16 protein-coding genes are annotated in these 17,419 nt (G+C 44.6%); 8 read left to right on the top strand and 8 right to left on the bottom strand.

Going from position 1 to position 17,419, the window contains the following annotated elements:
* Nucleotides 1-57: 57 nt before the first annotated feature.
* Nucleotides 58-1,740, bottom strand: coding sequence for a fatty acid--CoA ligase (locus tag AC23N5_RS29980; protein ID WP_183971228.1), 1,683 nt, complete (start codon nt 1,738-1,740; stop codon nt 58-60).
* A 291-nt stretch (nt 1,741-2,031) separates the two neighbouring features.
* Here AC23N5_RS29980 and AC23N5_RS29975 point away from each other — a divergent pair, with 291 nt between their 5' ends.
* Nucleotides 2,032-2,571: a hypothetical protein gene (locus AC23N5_RS29975; protein WP_487758342.1), complete on the top strand. Its 540-nt coding sequence runs from the start codon at nt 2,032-2,034 to the stop codon at nt 2,569-2,571.
* Nucleotides 2,572-2,662: 91 nt separating this feature from the next.
* Here AC23N5_RS29975 and xerD read toward each other — a convergent pair whose 3' ends face one another.
* From xerD to AC23N5_RS29960, 3 genes are all read right to left on the bottom strand, one after another.
* A complete protein-coding gene (gene xerD / locus AC23N5_RS29970) occupies nt 2,663-3,556 on the bottom strand; it encodes a site-specific tyrosine recombinase XerD (RefSeq protein WP_183971230.1) in 894 nt (297 codons plus the stop codon).
* A 232-nt stretch (nt 3,557-3,788) separates the two neighbouring features.
* Complete coding sequence (gene eat / locus AC23N5_RS29965) at nt 3,789-5,111, bottom strand: ethanolamine permease (protein WP_183971231.1); 1,323 nt, start codon at nt 5,109-5,111, stop codon at nt 3,789-3,791.
* Nucleotides 5,112-5,161: 50 nt separating this feature from the next.
* Complete coding sequence (locus AC23N5_RS29960) at nt 5,162-6,121, bottom strand: vWA domain-containing protein (protein ID WP_487758341.1); 960 nt, start codon at nt 6,119-6,121, stop codon at nt 5,162-5,164.
* A gap of 86 nt (nt 6,122-6,207) precedes the next feature.
* Between AC23N5_RS29960 and AC23N5_RS29955 the strand changes: the two genes are divergently transcribed.
* Nucleotides 6,208-7,167, top strand: a complete 960-nt coding sequence (locus tag AC23N5_RS29955; protein WP_487758340.1) for an L-threonylcarbamoyladenylate synthase — start codon at nt 6,208-6,210, stop codon at nt 7,165-7,167.
* A 111-nt stretch (nt 7,168-7,278) separates the two neighbouring features.
* On the top strand, nt 7,279-8,073 hold the full coding sequence (locus tag AC23N5_RS29950; protein ID WP_183971234.1) for a sterol desaturase family protein: 795 nt from the start codon (nt 7,279-7,281) through the stop codon (nt 8,071-8,073).
* A 290-nt stretch (nt 8,074-8,363) separates the two neighbouring features.
* Here the strand turns inward: AC23N5_RS29950 and AC23N5_RS29945 are convergent, their stop codons facing one another.
* A complete protein-coding gene (locus AC23N5_RS29945; RefSeq protein ID WP_183971235.1) occupies nt 8,364-9,239 on the bottom strand; it encodes a Ppx/GppA phosphatase family protein in 876 nt (291 codons plus the stop codon).
* A gap of 127 nt (nt 9,240-9,366) precedes the next feature.
* Between AC23N5_RS29945 and AC23N5_RS29940 the strand changes: the two genes are divergently transcribed.
* The 5 genes from AC23N5_RS29940 to AC23N5_RS29920 all read left to right on the top strand — a co-directional run bounded on the left by AC23N5_RS29940 (nt 9,367) and on the right by AC23N5_RS29920 (nt 14,120).
* A complete protein-coding gene (locus AC23N5_RS29940) occupies nt 9,367-11,229 on the top strand; it encodes a carbamoyltransferase family protein (protein WP_183971236.1) in 1,863 nt (620 codons plus the stop codon).
* Between the two features lie 3 nt (nt 11,230-11,232).
* On the top strand, nt 11,233-12,366 hold the full coding sequence (locus tag AC23N5_RS29935) for an SGNH/GDSL hydrolase family protein (protein ID WP_183971237.1): 1,134 nt from the start codon (nt 11,233-11,235) through the stop codon (nt 12,364-12,366).
* The gene (locus tag AC23N5_RS29930; RefSeq protein ID WP_487758339.1) at nt 12,350-13,417 is read left to right on the top strand and encodes a hypothetical protein; all 1,068 of its coding nucleotides are present in this window, start codon (nt 12,350-12,352) and stop codon (nt 13,415-13,417) included. Before AC23N5_RS29935 ends, AC23N5_RS29930 begins: the two co-directional genes overlap by 17 nt.
* A 109-nt stretch (nt 13,418-13,526) precedes the next feature.
* Nucleotides 13,527-13,676, top strand: coding sequence for a DUF5989 family protein (locus AC23N5_RS29925; RefSeq protein WP_164489795.1), 150 nt, complete (start codon nt 13,527-13,529; stop codon nt 13,674-13,676).
* 75 nt (nt 13,677-13,751) lie between these two features.
* Nucleotides 13,752-14,120, top strand: a complete 369-nt coding sequence (locus AC23N5_RS29920; RefSeq protein ID WP_028521804.1) for an SxtJ family membrane protein — start codon at nt 13,752-13,754, stop codon at nt 14,118-14,120.
* A gap of 16 nt (nt 14,121-14,136) precedes the next feature.
* Here the strand turns inward: AC23N5_RS29920 and AC23N5_RS29915 are convergent, their stop codons facing one another.
* From AC23N5_RS29915 to AC23N5_RS29905, 3 genes are all read right to left on the bottom strand, one after another.
* Nucleotides 14,137-15,267: a pyridoxal phosphate-dependent aminotransferase gene (locus tag AC23N5_RS29915; protein ID WP_487758338.1), complete on the bottom strand. Its 1,131-nt coding sequence runs from the start codon at nt 15,265-15,267 to the stop codon at nt 14,137-14,139.
* A gap of 177 nt (nt 15,268-15,444) precedes the next feature.
* A complete protein-coding gene (locus AC23N5_RS29910) occupies nt 15,445-16,530 on the bottom strand; it encodes a GRAS family protein (RefSeq protein ID WP_487758337.1) in 1,086 nt (361 codons plus the stop codon).
* Between the two features lie 125 nt (nt 16,531-16,655).
* Nucleotides 16,656-17,405 (bottom strand): LOG family protein, encoded by a 750-nt coding sequence (locus tag AC23N5_RS29905; RefSeq protein WP_183971240.1) that lies wholly within the window; start codon nt 17,403-17,405, stop codon nt 16,656-16,658.
* Between the last annotated feature and the right edge of the window lie 14 nt (nt 17,406-17,419).

Here is a 17,419-nt window from a genome sequence, read left to right as displayed (position 1 = left end):
ATACCATTGTAAATCTGTCTCCTCCGTCCAGTCTGTGTTCAAATTTTCTTCCCGTTATCAATGGCCCAAAATCAACTCCTTCATCTCTACCCGAATCCGTTTTTTGTCAATTTTACCCACCGACGTTTTCGGGATTTCGGGGACAAATTTAATGTTGTCAGGCACGTACCATTTGTTGATTTCGCCGCTGTCAACCCGTGCTTGGAGTCCTGCTTTGATTCCTTCGGGTGTGAGTTTGCCTTGGTAATCGGGTTTGATGACCAAAATGGCGTGGGGGCGTTCTCCCCAACGGGGGTCGGGAAACCCAATCACCGCCGACTCGGCTACGCCTTCTACTTGCGAGAGCAAGTTCTCAATATCGAGCGAAGAAACCCATTCACCGCCCGTTTTGATGACATCCTTGACGCGGTCGGCGATGGTGACGTAATAATCGGTGCCAATCGCCGCTACGTCGCCCGTATGTAGCCATCCGCCTGCCCACAGTTTTTCCGACGCTTCAGCATCTTTATAATAGCCTTGTGACATCCATGGCCCACGTGCGACCAATTCGCCCACGGCATCGCCATCGTGTGGGAGTGAATTGCCGTCGTCGTCAATAATATCCAGTTCAACAAACGGCGCAATTTTCCCCGCTTTGGTTCGGAACGGAAGTTGTTCATCGATGCTCAACTGAAGTTGTTCGTCCGTCATGTGTACCACCGACATAATAGGCGCGGTTTCTGACATTCCGTAGCCTTGAGTCACGTTGATGCCTAGTTCTAACGCGGCTTTGGCCAGTCCTTTTGTAAGAGCAGAGCCGCCAATCAGTACGCTCCACTTACTCAAATCCACTTGTTTCGCTACGGGGCTGTTGACCAACATATTGAGAATAGTCGGAACGCAGTGAGAGAAGGTTACTTTTTCTTTTAACAACAACCTCAACAACATTTCGGGTTCGTAACGCCCTGGATACACCTGTTTAAAGTTAAGCATGGTTGCCAAGTAAGGAAAGCCCCAGCCGTGGACGTGGAACAAGGGCGTGATGGGCATATACACATCGCGGTGGTCGAGTGGCAAAGCGCGGTAGCCAGGAAAATACGCCAACAAACAAAACGTGTGCATCACGAGTTGTCGATGCGAGAAATACACCCCTTTCGGATTTCCCGTTGTACCTGTGGTGTAGAAAGTTGTAGCTAAGCTATTTTCGTCAAAATCAGAAAAATCGTATTGGTCAGAGGCGTTACTAAGGAGGCTTTCGTATTCACCTTCAAGGCGAAACGAGGTTTCGACCAATGGCGCATTGGGGTCTTGATACACTTTATCACTGACGATGATAAATTTCTCGACGGTAGTAAGTTGGTCTTTGATGGCTTCGATGATGGGTACAAAATCCTCATGCACAATCACCACTTTGTCGTCGGCGTGGTTCATGGTATAGAGAATTTGGGCGGGCGAAAGCCGAACATTGATCGTATGTAAAACCGCTCCTAAACACGGTATCGCAAAGAAACACTCCAAATAACGGTGGCTATCCCAGTCCATAACGGCCACCGTATCACCTCCTTTTACCCCTATTTCGGTGAGGACATTAGCTAGTTGACGTACTCGTTTGTCAAAGGTGGTATAATTCATCCGAAACAAGTCACGGTACACGATTTCACGTTGTGGGTTGTATTTTGTGACTTGGTTAAACAACATTTTAATAATCAATGGCGGGTCGTAAGCCGAGGGCGTGCGGGGTATAATGCGCGTTTGAATCATTGCTAGCGAAAGGTTTTTTGTTTGGGTAAATTTATGTTTTTTCTTTGAATCGCTATAAAAAGTGGTGTGCTTCGAGTAAAATAACTTTTTCACCGATGAGTCAATGCGCTATTTTCTCTTTCAAAGCTTTAATTTTGGTATATATTGTTATGTTGATTAGTAAAAAAAGCGGATTCGTAACCAACTGATACATTTTTATTTAGAAGACAAAAAAAAATTTTTGAGTAGTAAAGTAGAGTTTGGCACGTAAGTTGTTTACAAGAATAGCATAGCTCACAAAAACAGTTTGTAATGAAGCAGATTTTAGGAGTAGGTTCTCGAGTACGTCATAGCGAGTTTGGAGATGGGGTAGTGATAAATGTGAAGTCGAGTAGTTATAGTATCACATTTATTGAGTACGGGAACAAGGTCATTAAATTGGACGCTCCTTTAGAGATTGTAGAAGCGGTTGAATTAGACACCGATTTGGTTAGTCTTTTTGATGTAGAACAATCTTTGACTAAAATTCTTCAAAAATGGTTGGATGTGAGCGAAGTAGTTCCATTGGGAGATAAATGGAAGGGTGGAAAATTGATTTTGAAGCCTGGACGAAGTGATTTGGCTCCCAAAGAAATGACGATTGATAGTTTTTTCCATAAAATCGTGATGATTCGCGACCGCCTACGCGTACTGGAACAACGTATCAATGCGAGTAAATTAGATGACGAAGAAAAAGTGAATATTCAGCAGTATATCACCAAGATTTACGGTTCGATGACCTCCTTCAACCTGCTCTTCAAACAAACTGAGCACTATTTCGTGGGGGAAAAATCTAGCAGTGATAACGCATAAAAAGCTTCTCAATTCACGTTTTTATGTGATTTGAATAAGGGGTAAAGTAAAAGCGGAGATCGCGGGGGGCCATGCCCCCCGCGACTTTTTTTTAGGCCCTTGGGTGGTATTTGGTGACTACCTCGCGGAGGTATTCGCGGTCGAGGTGGGTATAGATTTCGGTAGTAGTGATTGATTCGTGGCCGAGCATTTCTTGAACGGCACGCAAATCGGCCCCACCTTCGATGAGGTGCGTGGCAAAGGAATGACGAAAAGTGTGCGGGCTGACTTTTTTGGGTATTCCAGCCACTTCAACCAGGTTTTTGATGATTAAAAATACCATGACGCGGGTAAGCTGCTTACCTCGACGGTTCAAAAACACAAAATCTTCGTGGCCTTTTTGTACTTCGAGAGCGCTACGGGTATGGTTTACGTAAAGCAAAGTTTGTTTGACGGCATCGCTGCCAATGGGCACCAGTCGGGTCTTGCTTCCTTTTCCAATCACCCGCAAAAAACCTGCGTCAAAATAACAATTTGTGATTTGTAAATCGACCAACTCAGATACCCGCAGTCCTGAACTGTACAGCACTTCCAACATGGCACGGTTGCGCATGCCTTCGGGAGTCGAAAGGTCATTGGCTTCCAACAACGCTAAAATTTCGGGGTAAGTGAGGACATCGGGCAAATGCCGCGATAAATGGGGAGATTCAATGAGTTGGGTTGGATCAATTGTAAGGATATTTTCGAGAAGTAAGTACTTGAAAAATGCTTTAAGACCTGATAAAATTCGTGCTTGTGAATGCGCCGCCAGTCCCAAATCGTGCAGGTAGCCCAAAAATCCCAAAATATCGAATTCAACCACCGCCGTGATTTCTTTTCCTCCCATCAATTCGACGTATTCGGCGAGTTTGGTGGCATCGCGTACGTAAGCTTCCACGGAGTTGTCGGCCAGACCGCGTTCGAGGAGTAAAAAATCTTTAAAGTGTTTTAGGTAAATATCCCACATAAATAAGCCCTCTTGATGATTGATGGCACAAAAGTACGGGCTTTTGGGTGGAAATCAGGAGGGCTAAAAAAACAAAAAGCTGCTCGAAATTTCGAACAGCTTTCCGACGTTATCCACACCATTTCTATAAATCCAATTTCTCGAATGAGAAAGAATTGAATTCGAGAACAAAGCTAATGCATTCTTTATTAAAATGAAATTAAAAAGTGCGAAATTTTTACTGAAACGGCTTTTATTCCTTTTGATACATACTAATTGCCCAATAAATGGTAAAACTAACTACAAGTGTTCCGACATAATAAGCGGCCAAGAGGGGATTAGACACGACGACGGCAATTAATGACACCAAAGTAAGCCCAAAAGCACACCAAGGAATGTAGGGATACGCAGGTGCACGAAAGGGCCGAGGGAGGTTGGGTTCGTTTTGGCGGAGGCGTATCACACAAATACTCCCAAAGCCATAAAGGGTAAGCGCTCCGAGCACTGATAACACGATGATGTCGGCCGAAGTATTGGACAACAAAACGATGATTCCGACTACCATATTTACCAACAACGCATTGGCGGGGGTTTGGAGCTTGGGGTGAATTTGACCCAAAATCCGTGGAAAGTGCCCAACGCGGCCCATCTCAAACGTGGCGCGTCCAGCTGCCATTAGCAACCCGTGAAACGAGGCTACCAAGCCAAACAAACCTGTTACAATAACGGCACTGTACCAAATTGAAGACTCACCGACCAAGCGTGCCAGTGCCAAAGGCAAGGGAGAGTCTGAAGAACTGCCATCGGCTTTGTAGATGACAGCCTCCCAGCCCGCAATCCCTACCGAACCGATGAAGGTAATGCTACAAAGTATGACGAGGGTAAACATCGCAGAACCAAAGCCGCGTGTTAGGTCGCGTTGGGGGTTTTTGCTTTCTTCGGCGGCGTTGGCCAGTCCTTCGATGCCTAAAAAAAACCAAATGGCAAAAGGAATGGCAGCCCATACGCCCGACCAGCCATTGGGTAGGGCATTGTGCGATAAATGCTGAACCGAAACCGCCCCGAACGTAATGGAGGCAAATAATAAAAGCCCCGCAATGGCAACAAAGGTAATTAAGAGCTCAAAAGTAGCGGCCAATTTTACCCCAATGATGTTGAGCGAGGTAAATACGATATATGCACCGATGGCGGCATACGTGGGTGGTAATTCGGGGAAAAAAAGATTGACGTGGGCGCCTATTCCAACGGCGATGGCGGGGGGAGCCAATACAAATTCAACGACTTGAGCAATGCCTGCTACAAACCCCCAGTCGCGACCTAATGCGCGAGTGGCGTAGTCAAAAATGCCGCCAGCCTTGGGAATAGCGCAGGAAAGCTCGGCGTAGCCAAACGTAAAACAGACGTACATAATGACAACGAGCCCCGTGGCAAGGGCCATGCCGAGGGAGCCGCCTTTTTCAAGGCCAAAATTCCAGCCAAAGTACATTCCTGATATAACGTAACCGACGCCCAGCCCCCAAAGTAAGGTGGGCGTAAGGGATGCTTCTAAATGGGTGTTGTTTGTTGAGTCCGACATGGTGGTGTGTCAGTGGGTTTAGTGAAAAAATGAAAAGTAACGAGGCTAGGCTATACTTGGAACGTCGATACCGTCACTAAGATGTCAAGGGCAATTAAAACGAGCGCGACCATCAAGAAATACCTGTATTTATTACTTACAACGGCCACTTTACGGCTATCAATTAGCCGATTTTCCACCGAATTGATGGCATCAACAACATCTCCAATGGCGTTTTGTTGGCTGTTGATTTCGAAATATTTTCCGTTGGTAGATTTTGCTAACTCTCTTAAATAAGCATTGTTGAGGTGCGTGGTTACAATTTGGTCGTTGTCGTCTTTTACCCATCCTGTTCCTTCTTTGATTCGGCCACCGTTGGTGGTGCCTATGCCCACAATCATGAGTTTAAGGTCAAATTTTTTGATATTGGTAAAAGTTTGACGTTCGCAGGCACCAAAATTTTCCCCGTCGGTCAGAAGTAAAATAATTTTTGAGGTATTGGTCGAACGGTTTTGGACAAGTTTTTCTACCCCCAAATCCAGCGCACTGCAAATATCAGTACCGTGGTTGCTGACTTGAGAGGTGTTGAGGGTTTGGGTAAACAAGCTGAAAGCGTTTAGGTCGAACGTAAGCGGAACTTGCAAAAATGGACTACTTGAAAAAATCATGAGGCCAAACCGATTTCCGCTGAGGGAAGTAGTGAGGCGTTGTAGTTCAAATTTGACTTTGTCGAGGCGAGAAGGCTGAACGTCAGTCGCATCCATTGATTTTGATACATCGACGAGCACCATGATGTCTTTTCCTTCAGCAATAATGTCGCGTTCGGGTTCACCAAAAAAAGGCCCTAAAATCGCTACAATCAACAGCGCAATGTAGGTAGTTCTCAAAAAAAACTTGATGACTACGCCCCGCGCAGTACTACCCAACGCCTTGGCAACGTACAAGGTTCGTCCAATGTACACACTGTACAAAATGAGGAATGCAGCAATAAAAATATACTCGACGAGTGTGAGTTCGTAGTTGAAATTCATATCAAAACCCTAAAATCCTGTTCAAATAAACAAAAAATCCCCAAAAGGTAAACCGTGAACTGTAAACTCTCCGCTAACTTTGCAGCATGGCAATGATAGGAACAGATATTTTAGCAGTAAAAAAACTCCTTGAAGCGGGGGAGGTGGTGGGAATTCCGACCGAAACGGTCTATGGTTTGGCAGGAAATGCGTTGAATGATGACGCTGTTCTTCAAATTTTTAAGGTTAAAAATCGTCCACAATTTGATCCACTGATTGTGCATACCAATTCGTTGGAGAAAGTCAAAACGTTTGTAGTCGATTTCCCACCCAAAGCCCAGCAATTGGCCGAAGCATTCTGGCCTGGGCCATTGACGCTGCTCTTGCCAAAGTCGGAAGCCATTTCTGATTTGGTAACGTCGGGGCTAGGGACGGTAGCGGTACGTATCCCGAACCATCCTCTGACGCTGGAGTTACTCTCCGAACTTGATTTTCCATTGGCTGCACCCAGTGCCAATCCTTTTGGCTACATTAGCCCGACCTCGGCGCAGCACGTTGAGAAACAGTTGGGTAAAAAAATACCTTACATTTTGGATGGAGGTGCCAGTCAAGTAGGAATTGAATCGACGATTGTGGGTTTTGAAGAAGAAGAAACGGTGGTGTATCGGTTGGGTGGAGCATCGGTAGAGGCCATCGAAAACGTAGTGGGTCCCGTCCGTTTGGTGGCACATTCAAGCTCCAATCCCAAAGCGCCAGGTATGTTAAAAAGCCATTATTCTCCCCGAAAACCGCTCTTTATTAATGCTTTGGAGGAGGTGTTGAAAGCGTATGACGCTCAAAAAGTGGGATATTTGACCTTCAAAAAAACTTCTCCGCTCGTTCCTGCCGAGCACCAGCGCATTTTATCGCCATCGGGGAGTTATGCTGAGGCGGCCAAGCACCTTTTTGCATACATGCGCCAACTTGATGCGCTTGAGGTTGAGGTGATTTGTACTGAACTTTTGCCCGAAAAAGATTTAGGCCGAGCCATCAATGATCGTATCCGACGAGCAGCGGTTCGAGAGTGAAATGCTTTATTGGACACTTTGTCCCTTTTATGAACTTCAAAGTCGGATAATTAAGGCAGTTTTTATAGTGTTACAGTCAAACACTTATCGACTTGTTGTTGTTAGAAAAACATGGAAACCATTGATTTTGCCCAGCCCGATATTTTTGCCCAAACGGCTTTCTATATGTTTTTAGGCATTTTTGGGCGTTATGTGCTCATTGCTGCCTTGTTTTACTACTTGTTTAAAGTAAAATACCAAGCTTATTTTCAGCCAAGAGAAGTCAATTTACGACCTCGTCGTCCCGAACAGCATTGGCGCGAAATTGGCTTTTCGTTTATTACATCGGTTATTTTTGCCGTTGTAGGCACGGCCATGGTGGTGCTTTGGCAGAAGGGATATACAAAAATTTATACTGATTTTAGCCAATATTCTATTCTGTGGTTTGTGTTTAGTATTGGCTTAGTTTTGTTTTTGCATGAAACGTATTACTACTGGCTCCACCGCTGGATGCACCTTCCAAAGGTATATAAATGGGTTCACAAAGCCCACCACGATAGCATCACTACCTCCGCGTGGACGTCTTTTTCTTTTCACCCGACAGAGAGTATTTTACAGGCGTTAGTTCTGCCTGCGTTGACGTTTGTGATTCCCCTGCATTACAGCGCAATTGTGGTTATTTTGCTCATAATGACTACTACGAGCGTTATCAATCACCTGAATACGGAGCTTTATCCGCGCGATTTTCATCGGCATTGGTTTGGCAAATGGTGGATAGGTGCGACGCACCATAGCCTACACCATTCGCAGTTTAAGTACAACTACGGACTGTATTTTACCTTTTGGGATAAATGGGGTAAAACCGAAAGCCCTGATTACGACAAACTTTTTGATAAAAAGACTTCCCAAGTGGGCGAATCAGCTTGAACGCATTAAAGCATAGAACTACTATTTATGGCTCCAGAGGGCTACATCATAGTAGAATAAAGTGTACGCAATTTTGCAGAAAACCACATAGCTGACTTAGATTTTTCACATAGAAAACAAATCTAAAGTCCGAAGCGGCTGTTATCTCCATTTTCTATGTGTTTATTCTAATGTGATCTATGTGGTTTGGAATGAATGCTGATTAATCTTGCATTTATTGGTACCCCAAATAGACAGCCTCTTTGTACAAGTCAAGGTTATCTTTGTGTAAACTTTTCGAATCAAGCCCGCTATTTTTTACACAAATTTTCGTACACCAACTGGATAATTCCATCTTTTAGTCCCAAGTCAGGAACGATAATTTCGGAGGCTCCCGCCCACTTCATCACCGAAATGTAGATGTCGGAAGCAGGTACGATGACGTCCGCACGGTCGGCGTTAAGGCGAAGTTTATGGACGCGGTCTTCTTGGCTGAAGGAAGCAATGTAGTTGCGCATTCGAGCAAGTTCCTCGACAGACGTAGCGTTATCGGACGTTTTTGAGACCAAGTTAAAAAGCTTAGAAATGTTGCCGCCTGTTCCTACCGCCTTTACAGGCTCATAGCTGTCCACGTTTTCTTCAATCCAGCGTTCCATTTTTTGCCAAGCGCCTTTGCTTTCTTTGCCTTCTAGCAGCCGTACTGAACCAATCTTAAAGGACTTAGAAGCCACTTTTTGACGGTTAAAATACAGGTTTAGCTCCGTACTCCCACCCCCAACGTCGATGTGGAGGTATTGTCCATCTACCAGGGCCTGAACCACCACATTATTGATAAGTTCGGCCTCTTTGCTGCCGTCGATGATGTGGATTTTTATCCCTGTTTCATGGGCGATGCGTTCAACTACCTCGTGCCCATTGGCCGATTCGCGCATGGCGGAGGTAGCGCAAGCCATGTATCCTTCCACGTCATGAAGCTCTAGCAACAGCTTGTAACACTTCATGAGTTTAATGGTGCGTTCTTGGCTTTCGGGGGTTAGACTGCCGTAAGTAAACACATCATGCCCCAAGCGGAGTGGAAAGCGGACGTACTCTACCTTTTTGAAACTGGTGTAACCTCCATCTTTCAGAACCGATGAAATTTGCAAACGTGCCGCGTTTGAGCCAATATCAATTGCTGCTATTTTCAATTTTGTCTCAATTTAAGTTTCTGCAAAAGTAAACGGGAAAGAGCTACCATTAAATAACCTATTTCCTAATTTTTTGAAATATTAGGTAATCCTGCGTAGTTTTGTTGCCTTATATAATTCTGGTTGAATGAAAATCCTTGGAATTTCAGCATTTTATCACGACTCCGCAGCCGCCCTCATCGATAACGGCGAAATTGTAGCAGCAGCACAAGAAGAGCGTTTCACTCGTAAAAAACATGACCCTAATTTCCCTACCAATGCGGTCAAATACTGTTTAGAGTACGGTGGGACTACCCTCAATGAATTGGACGCTATTGTCTTCTATGACAAGCCCCTTTTGAAATTTGAGCGCTTGCTCGAAACCTATTATACCTTTGCTCCTAAGGGGTTGAAGTCATTTATTACGGCGATTCCTGTGTGGATCAAAGAAAAAATGTTCTTGAAGCGCCTTATCAACGAGGAATTAGAAAAAATAGGTTACGACAAAAAGAAGCCCGTTAAGCTTCTGTTCCCTGAGCACCACTTATCGCACGCAGCAAGTGCTTACTATCCATCTCCCTACGAAAAGGCAGCTGTCTTGACCATCGACGGGGTGGGTGAGTGGGCTACCGCTTCTATCTGTTTGGGTGAAGGAAACAAGATGTCAATTCTCAAAGAATTGCGGTTTCCGCACTCGTTGGGGTTGTTGTATTCTGCTTTTACGTACTTCTTAGGATTTAGAGTAAACTCGGGAGAGTACAAATTGATGGGATTGGCGCCTTACGGCAACCCCACTGCTCCCGAAGTTGATAAATACATCGAGACCATTAAAAAAGAACTGATTGAAATCAAAGAAGATGGCTCTATTTGGTTAGACCAACGCTATTTTGATTATGCAACAGGCTTAAAAATGGTAAACGAAGGTGAGTGGGAGCGCATGTTTGGCATGAAGACCCGCCGTCCTGAAGACCCGCTCGAAGCCCATCACTGTAACCTCGGGTTGGCGATTCAGCGTGTGACCGAAGAGGTGGTAGTGAAAATGGCACAAGAAGCCAAACGCCTCACAGGAGCCGATTATTTGTGCCTAGCGGGTGGGGTAGCACTCAACTGCGTATCGAACGGAAAATTACAAAAATCGAACGTTTTCAAAGAAGTATATATCCAACCTGCCGCAGGTGATGCTGGTGGGGCATTAGGAGCTGCTTTGACGGGTTATTATATTTATTTTGACCAAAAACGCGTCATTAACTACACGCGTGATGCTATGAGAGGTTCTTACTTAGGACCTACTTTCTCTGACATCGACGTGGAGCTCGTCGCGAAAAAATACAAAGCTTCGTTTAAGCATTTTGACAAATTGGACGACTTAACCAAAGAAGTTGCTCAGATTTTGGCAGATGGAAACGTAGTAGGTTGGGTGCAAGGCCGTATGGAATTTGGACCACGGGCGTTGGGAGCGCGTAGTATTTTGGGCGATCCACGTAATGCCGAAATGCAGAAAAAACTCAACGTAAAAATCAAATACCGCGAGTCGTTCCGTCCGTTTGCGCCTTCGGTGTTGGCCGAAAAAGTAGGTGATTATTTCGACTACGAGGGAATTTCGCCTTATATGTTGCTGGTTCACCCTGTCAAAGATTCGCGTCGCAAACCTTTGCCAAAAGACTTTGATGGATTCGATTTGCGTAACAAGCTTTATTATTTGCGCTCTGATTTGCCATCGATTACCCACATCGACTTCTCGGCACGGATTCAGACTGTTCACCAAGATACCAACCCACGCTACTACCAGCTTATTAGCGATTTTGAGAAGTTGACAGGCTACGGAGTAATCGTAAACACCAGTTTCAACGTACGTGGGGAGCCTATCGTTAGCACGCCAAATGATGCCTACCGCTGTTTCATGCGTACCGAAATGGACTACTTGGTGGTAGGTAACTATTTGTTTGACAAACGTCAACAGCCCGAGTGGCAAGATACCGATAACTGGAAAGAAGAGTTTGTCCTCGATTAAAAAATGACTTCAAAACTCGTCACGTCTGTTTTTAGACTTTTATTGCTTGGTATTCCATTTGTCTTGTTGTTTTTCCCTGACAAATGGAATATCAAATTTGACTACCCCTATGCAGGGTTAGTTGATAACTTCTACATTCGCCTTGCCAAGGCCATGACCTTGCTTTTGGTGCTGGTAGAATTGCTCCGCATGTTTTATTACGGAGTAATCAAAAACGAAAAAAGCAACAAGATTATCGCTAACATCGCCACCTTGGGGATTATGGTGGTTTGGTTGGTGGGATTGTTGGAAATAACCTTCATGTTTATTTCGCAAAGCCACGAAGGTGACCTTAGCAAAGCCTCTCAGATTTGGTTTGCCAAATACTGGCGTCCCATCACAGCTGAGGGTTACCGCGATTTTCCTAAAACAAACGCCGAAAAGAAAAAGAAGGTATTGGTTTTGGGAGACTCGTTTGCGGCGGGGCACGGATTGGAAAATACGGAAGATCGTTTCTCTGACCAATTAGAACAAAAGCTCGGAGCAGATAACTACGCTGTTTACAATTTAGGGGTTTCAGGTTCAGACACGCGCGATGAGTTTCAGCGTTTGCAGAAGTTTCCCGTAAAGCCCGAAGTATTGGTGCTGGAGTATTTTCCGAACGACATTGAAAAAGCGGCGCGCGATGCTAAATTGACTTTGGCACAGTTTCAACCTTACGATGACATTAAAATTCCAGGAGCAGGTTCGTTGGTGATGCGTTTTTATTTTCCCAACTACCTCTATTGGCAATTTCCGCACATGCCTCCTGCGTCGATTACCGATTTTGTTCAAAAATCATACACCGACACAACGATTCTGAACCCACACTTGCGTGACTTACAGAAAATTGTGGACTATGCGCGCCAAAACAACGCTCCCATGTACGTGGTGATGGTACCGTTTTTACAGAACGTTGAAAAAAGCAATGGTTATACCAAGCCTATTGAAGACTTCTTCATTAATCAGAAAATTCCAGTCGTTCGCCTTAGCGATCATTTGGGCAGTATTCCCCCAAAGGAGCGAATTGTGGGTAAAAACGACGGTCATGCAAGCGCCAAAGTAAATGCGTTGATTGCCGACTTATTATATAAACAGATTCATGCAAGCACCCCGTAACAGTGCGAGGCAGAAAGGTTTGTTTGCATTAATTACCATCGTATTGATTGGGCTTTTTTGCGAACTAGCTTTTCGTCTAACCCTGAAAATCAGCAAAGAAATTCCTTTTGTTAGACCCGACTTAGCCGTTGAGGAACATTTTTATAAGGAATTGAAACTCGTTCAAAATTCGACTATTTCAACGGATAATGATTCGTTGGATGTGCTTATTTTGGGTGGGTCGGTTGTGGCTGATGAATGGAGGAGTAAAGTAGCTCGCTATCTGCAAGATTCGCTACGAAAAGGACTAAATACGTCTAAAGTTCGGTATTTTAACTTAGCCAATTTGGGTCATAATACCAACGACAACTTGTATAAGTACAAGATGTTGGGAGACAAACGCTTCGATTTGGTGGTTTTTTATGAAGGGATTAACGAGACCCGTTTCAACAATGTACCCGCCTCGTTGTTCCGCTCTGATTATACCCACGTGCGCTGGTACCACGATATAGCTTTGATAAAACAACACCCTGAGATGCGTTATACAGTGATTCCGTTTACAGTTCACTTGTTCTTAAATTACGCCTCTACGCTTGTGGGGAAACGGTATTTTATCAACGATACTCCCGACGAACGCTTTTATTCGGAAGCGTTTGACGTTAAAACCGCCCCTACGTATCGAAAAAATCTGAGTCAGATTGTAGCAACAGCACAGGCGCGGAAAGAGCCACTTATTTTGGTGAACTTTACCTATTACATCCCCGAAAAATGGCGCAAATCAAATTTTAAAGACCAAGAATGGGATTATGCGGGCTGTGATTTATCATCGCCTATTCGGACATGGGGAACGCCCTTGGCAGTAGAGAAAGGAATTTTGACCCACCGCGCCATGATGCAACAAATTGCGAACGAGAACAAGGGTGTATATTACCTAGATATGATGCCACTTTTGCCTCGTGAAGGCCGAAATTTCTGTGATATTTGCCATTTGACGGACGATGGTTGTCGGGTGTTTGCCAATAATGTGGCCTCCTATGTTTTGAAAAACAATATGATTCGCAGCTCATATTGAGTTGGTTATCGTAATATTGGTTATTTTTGCGGGCGTCAGAGGGTTACGCAAAACCTCGGCTAGGCTAGTAACAACGATTAAATTTGCACTATAAAAACGTTTTAAAAAAATGGATTTTCTAAAAGACTTGTTGGCGTTCTTGAGCGAGCGTAAAAAATGGTGGTTAGCTCCAATGATCATCCTTTTGTTATTGATTGGTATCATCATCGTGATTGGTGGTGGCTCGGCCGTAGCACCTTTCATTTATACATTGTTTTAATTGAATGTTATCCGTTATTGGTTATCGGACTTCCCAATAACCAGTAACGGATAACAGATAACTTTTTCCCTAAAAATGTCAGAAGCAGAAAAAAGTAAAGCCCAGTTGGTGATTGTTACTGGGCTGGTGGTGTTTTCGTTTATTTTCAAAAATGCAGCTACGTATCTTTTGTATGCGGCAGGGGCAGTGGGACTTATCAGCATTTTTATCCCAATCGTTGGCGATTTTATCGTTAAAATCTGGTTTAAAATCGCGGAAGGACTTGGCTGGTTTAACTCACGGGTTATTTTGACGGTTCTCTTTTACGTGTTTTTGTGGCCGATTGCGACACTTTATCGCCTTTCTACCAAAAACCCAATGAACGTAAAACGCCCAGATTCAAATACGGTGTATGCAGAAAGAAATCATACTTATACACCCAAAGATTTGGAGCAAATTTGGTAGTTAGCTTCCCTTTTGCTTAGTTACAGACAACATTTGTTTCGATGGCGCGGCTTTTATGCTGCGCCATCGTTTTTTTAAGGAGACGTACCACTCGGTGCATTTCTACTTCGGTGCCAATGGCAAGGCGGAGGCAGTTTTGGAGCGGATAACCTACCAAAATACGATTGGCTTGGAGGGCAAATTTGAGGTTGTTATACAAATCCTCATCGTGAAAACGGAGCAACAAAAAGTTGGCCGCTGAAGGCTGAACCGAAAACGTATGAGGGGTAGCCACTTCGTCGATAAGCTGATAAACAAAATCGCGCAAGTTGTTGATACGTTGGATATTGGCTTGCTGGAATTTGATAAACTCCGCGTTGGTAAGCGCTTCTGAAACAATAACTTCTGTAAAACAATTGACCGTAAAAGGAATCGTATATTTCTTCACTAATTGGATAAGAGCTGCGTTGCCAGCGGCATAACCAAAACGAACACTAGGCAAACCGTACCCTTTTGAAAATGTACGGAGTACGAGCAAGTTGGCATAGTGTTGTACCAATGAAAGTGCCGTTTCTCCCCCAAAATCACCGTAAGCTTCATCAATCACAAAGACACATGCTGGATGTTTTTCTAGCAATGTTTGAAGCTCTGCCAACGGAAGTGTTGCGCCCGTCGGGTTATTGGGTGATGTCAATACTACCAACGCAGGCTCCGTCACTTGAGGAAAAGACGCTAGGTCAAAACCCGTGTTTGGTGACAATACCCATTCTTTATAGCTCATCCGTTCGTTTTGACATACTTGGTGGTAAAACGTAAACGTAGGGCTTTCGAGAATGGCCGTCGAAAATACCTTCGAAAAGCAGCTGACGATTTGTTGGATGAGTTGTGAAGAACCATTTCCCAAGAGTATGTTTTCAGAGGTTACATTGGCTTGTTGGGCAATGAGCGCTTTGAGTGCGGTATTGTGAAAATCGGGATAGTGATTCCAGGCCAACGATGCCATTTTGGCGGTCAATTGCTGCTTTAATGCTTCGGGTAAATCGAAAGGCGTTTCGTTGCAGTGAAGCCGAGCGACAGTTTCAGGTGTTTCGACTGAGATAGTTTGTGGAGTAAAGGCAAATGATTTCCGTATCTCGCGGGGTACCGCCAGTTGTGCAATTGAGTTCATGGTTCTGTTATGTTAGAAAAAGGTTCAGAGAGTTATTTGAAGCGTTTAGTATGGCTTATCGTCAGCTAAGGTTGTTGAAAGTTTTACCCGCTAATTGGCGCAGATTTCCGCTGACTGTTTCTGCGCTACTCCGCGGGTATTAATTCTGTGAAATCTGCGGGGAAAACAATGAAATGATTAAACAGCCCAGAAAAGACTTGTAATTTCTTCTCCTTCAAAGACCGTGGCGTAGCGATTGGGCAGGTCGGTTTGCAAATCTGTTCCGTTGAGGTGGGTGTATTGGAACTGAGCCTCGCGTTTTTCAAGTTGGAATCCTGTTTCGGTCAGCAGTTGTTCCCATTGCTCAGTGGCGTAGTGTTTTTCTACGCGAACTTCCTCCGAATTGCCCAGAACATCGTCGATTTCACGGCTAAAGAACAGTTTCAACGCTGCTTTTTCCGTATTGGTTATGTCGAGGGTATCAATGATTCTGAACAACGCGCCGTAGTGATTGACGCAATTTTGGAAGCGACGCTGGTAATTGGGTTCGTAATGGTTTGAATTGGGTTCGCTCAAGGCCAATGCTTTAATACCGAGCGTTTTTAGTAATTCAAACACCGTTTTACGTTGCGAAGCGTGTTGAATATGGTGTAAGGCAAACGAGGCGTTGGCATAAATCCCGTCGTGTTGCGCGGGTAGAAGCGCTTGCAGCGTTTCCAAGGTATAGTTTTCGATAAATGCGACTTCCGTTACCAATTCAACCGTGAATGGAGCTTGGGCACTTACGCGTTTTACATTTTCGTGGGCAGTCGTCACGGCATCTGCAAATGGCTCAATACCAACGACGGTTAGGTGCTTGACGTGGCTGTTTTCTTTTTTAGACAACCCTTCAATGATGTTAGCCACCTGAAAACCAGTTCCGATACCGATGTCCATCAAGACGGGATGCGTGTGCTGGGCGAGGGCGTCAATCAATAAAGTATTGGTGCAATGTTGGCTCAAATTTGCCAATGGAAATTGTTGAATCAACAATTCAAACAAACGAATTTGGGGAATTTCAAAACGTTGTAAATAAATATGTTCTTGGCTCTGTGTACCTGTAGTGTGCTTACGCATGGCTTTCGTAAGCGTATAATTGAACAGTGACTCGGGGTTTTCTAAATCTTCGACTGACTCAAAATAAATGTCGCTAAGGGTTTGATTATCAGCTTCGGTGAGCGAATGAGGCATCCGACTAGCTAGGTCATGTAAAGAAGTCAAGGCGGTAGTTGCGAGAAAGTCCATTGTCGAGCGCGGTTGTGTTTTTGTTTGATGGTTCAAAGCTACAATCAATGCCTCCCAAGGTTCAAAACTGAGTTGCCAAGGCGTTGATATTTGCCATTGAATAGGGAAAAAATGAAAATGAACCGCTAACTCTTTTCAAACAACCACCAGATAGGACGACGGCGGCGTTGGATTTTAAAATTTGCCTTCAAATAACTTTGGATGTGCTGGGTTGCTTCTTCCAGGTCATCGGTGATTTTGAGCAAATTAAGGTCATCAGGAGAAATGGTTCCTTTGTCAATCATCTTTTGGAGCATTTCAATCAGGGGCTCATAGTAAGATTTTCCAATCAATACCATCGGAAAATTCTGAATCGTCCCCGTTTGAATAAGCGTTAGGGTTTCAAACAGTTCGTCCATGGTGCCTACGCCGCCAGGCATAATCACAAAAGCGTAGGAATATTTGACCAAAAGTACCTTACGGATGAAAAAGTACTTGATTTTCACCCATTTGTGCATGTAAGGGTTTTCACTTTGTTCGTGCGGAAGAATGATATTGCAACCCACCGAACGCCCGCCTGCTTCAAACGCCCCACGGTTGGCGGCTTCCATGATGCCAGGCCCACCGCCTGTCATCACGGTAAGGCCAAGTTCTTGGGCAATGCGCCGACCCATCTCACGGGCTTGTTCGTAGTGTTCGCTTCCTTCTTTGAACCTTGCCGACCCAAAAACCGTGACACAAGGGCCAACAAAGTGCAGGGCACGGATTCCTTTCAGAAATTCCCAAAAAACTTCGAGCACAAACAAAAACTCAAATCGACGGCTTTTGGGGCCTTCTAAATAGTAGTCGCCCGTGCGTTGGTCGAGGAAGGGCGGAGGGAAAGGTGGATTGGGCATAGAACTCGTCTGGT

This window comes from Runella sp. R5_40 (assembly GCF_057652295.1).
This window is presented reverse-complemented; position numbering and strand designations above follow the sequence as displayed.

What these genes read in the sequence shown, in the direction of transcription:
- AC23N5_RS29980 (WP_183971228.1), bottom strand. Translation starts at nt 1,740, where the DNA reads ATGATTCAAACGCGCATTATACCCCGCACGCCCTCGGCTTACGACCCG.
- AC23N5_RS29975 (WP_487758342.1), top strand. Translation starts at nt 2,032, where the DNA reads ATGAAGCAGATTTTAGGAGTAGGTTCTCGAGTACGTCATAGCGAGTTT.
- xerD (WP_183971230.1), bottom strand. Translation starts at nt 3,556, where the DNA reads ATGTGGGATATTTACCTAAAACACTTTAAAGATTTTTTACTCCTCGAA.
- eat (WP_183971231.1), bottom strand. Translation starts at nt 5,111, where the DNA reads ATGTCGGACTCAACAAACAACACCCATTTAGAAGCATCCCTTACGCCC.
- AC23N5_RS29960 (WP_487758341.1), bottom strand. Translation starts at nt 6,121, where the DNA reads ATGAATTTCAACTACGAACTCACACTCGTCGAGTATATTTTTATTGCT.
- AC23N5_RS29955 (WP_487758340.1), top strand. Translation starts at nt 6,208, where the DNA reads ATGGCAATGATAGGAACAGATATTTTAGCAGTAAAAAAACTCCTTGAA.
- AC23N5_RS29950 (WP_183971234.1), top strand. Translation starts at nt 7,279, where the DNA reads ATGGAAACCATTGATTTTGCCCAGCCCGATATTTTTGCCCAAACGGCT.
- AC23N5_RS29940 (WP_183971236.1), top strand. Translation starts at nt 9,367, where the DNA reads ATGAAAATCCTTGGAATTTCAGCATTTTATCACGACTCCGCAGCCGCC.
- AC23N5_RS29935 (WP_183971237.1), top strand. Translation starts at nt 11,233, where the DNA reads ATGACTTCAAAACTCGTCACGTCTGTTTTTAGACTTTTATTGCTTGGT.
- AC23N5_RS29930 (WP_487758339.1), top strand. Translation starts at nt 12,350, where the DNA reads ATGCAAGCACCCCGTAACAGTGCGAGGCAGAAAGGTTTGTTTGCATTA.
- AC23N5_RS29925 (WP_164489795.1), top strand. Translation starts at nt 13,527, where the DNA reads ATGGATTTTCTAAAAGACTTGTTGGCGTTCTTGAGCGAGCGTAAAAAA.
- AC23N5_RS29920 (WP_028521804.1), top strand. Translation starts at nt 13,752, where the DNA reads ATGTCAGAAGCAGAAAAAAGTAAAGCCCAGTTGGTGATTGTTACTGGG.
- AC23N5_RS29915 (WP_487758338.1), bottom strand. Translation starts at nt 15,267, where the DNA reads ATGAACTCAATTGCACAACTGGCGGTACCCCGCGAGATACGGAAATCA.
- AC23N5_RS29910 (WP_487758337.1), bottom strand. Translation starts at nt 16,530, where the DNA reads ATGGACTTTCTCGCAACTACCGCCTTGACTTCTTTACATGACCTAGCT.
- AC23N5_RS29905 (WP_183971240.1), bottom strand. Translation starts at nt 17,405, where the DNA reads ATGCCCAATCCACCTTTCCCTCCGCCCTTCCTCGACCAACGCACGGGC.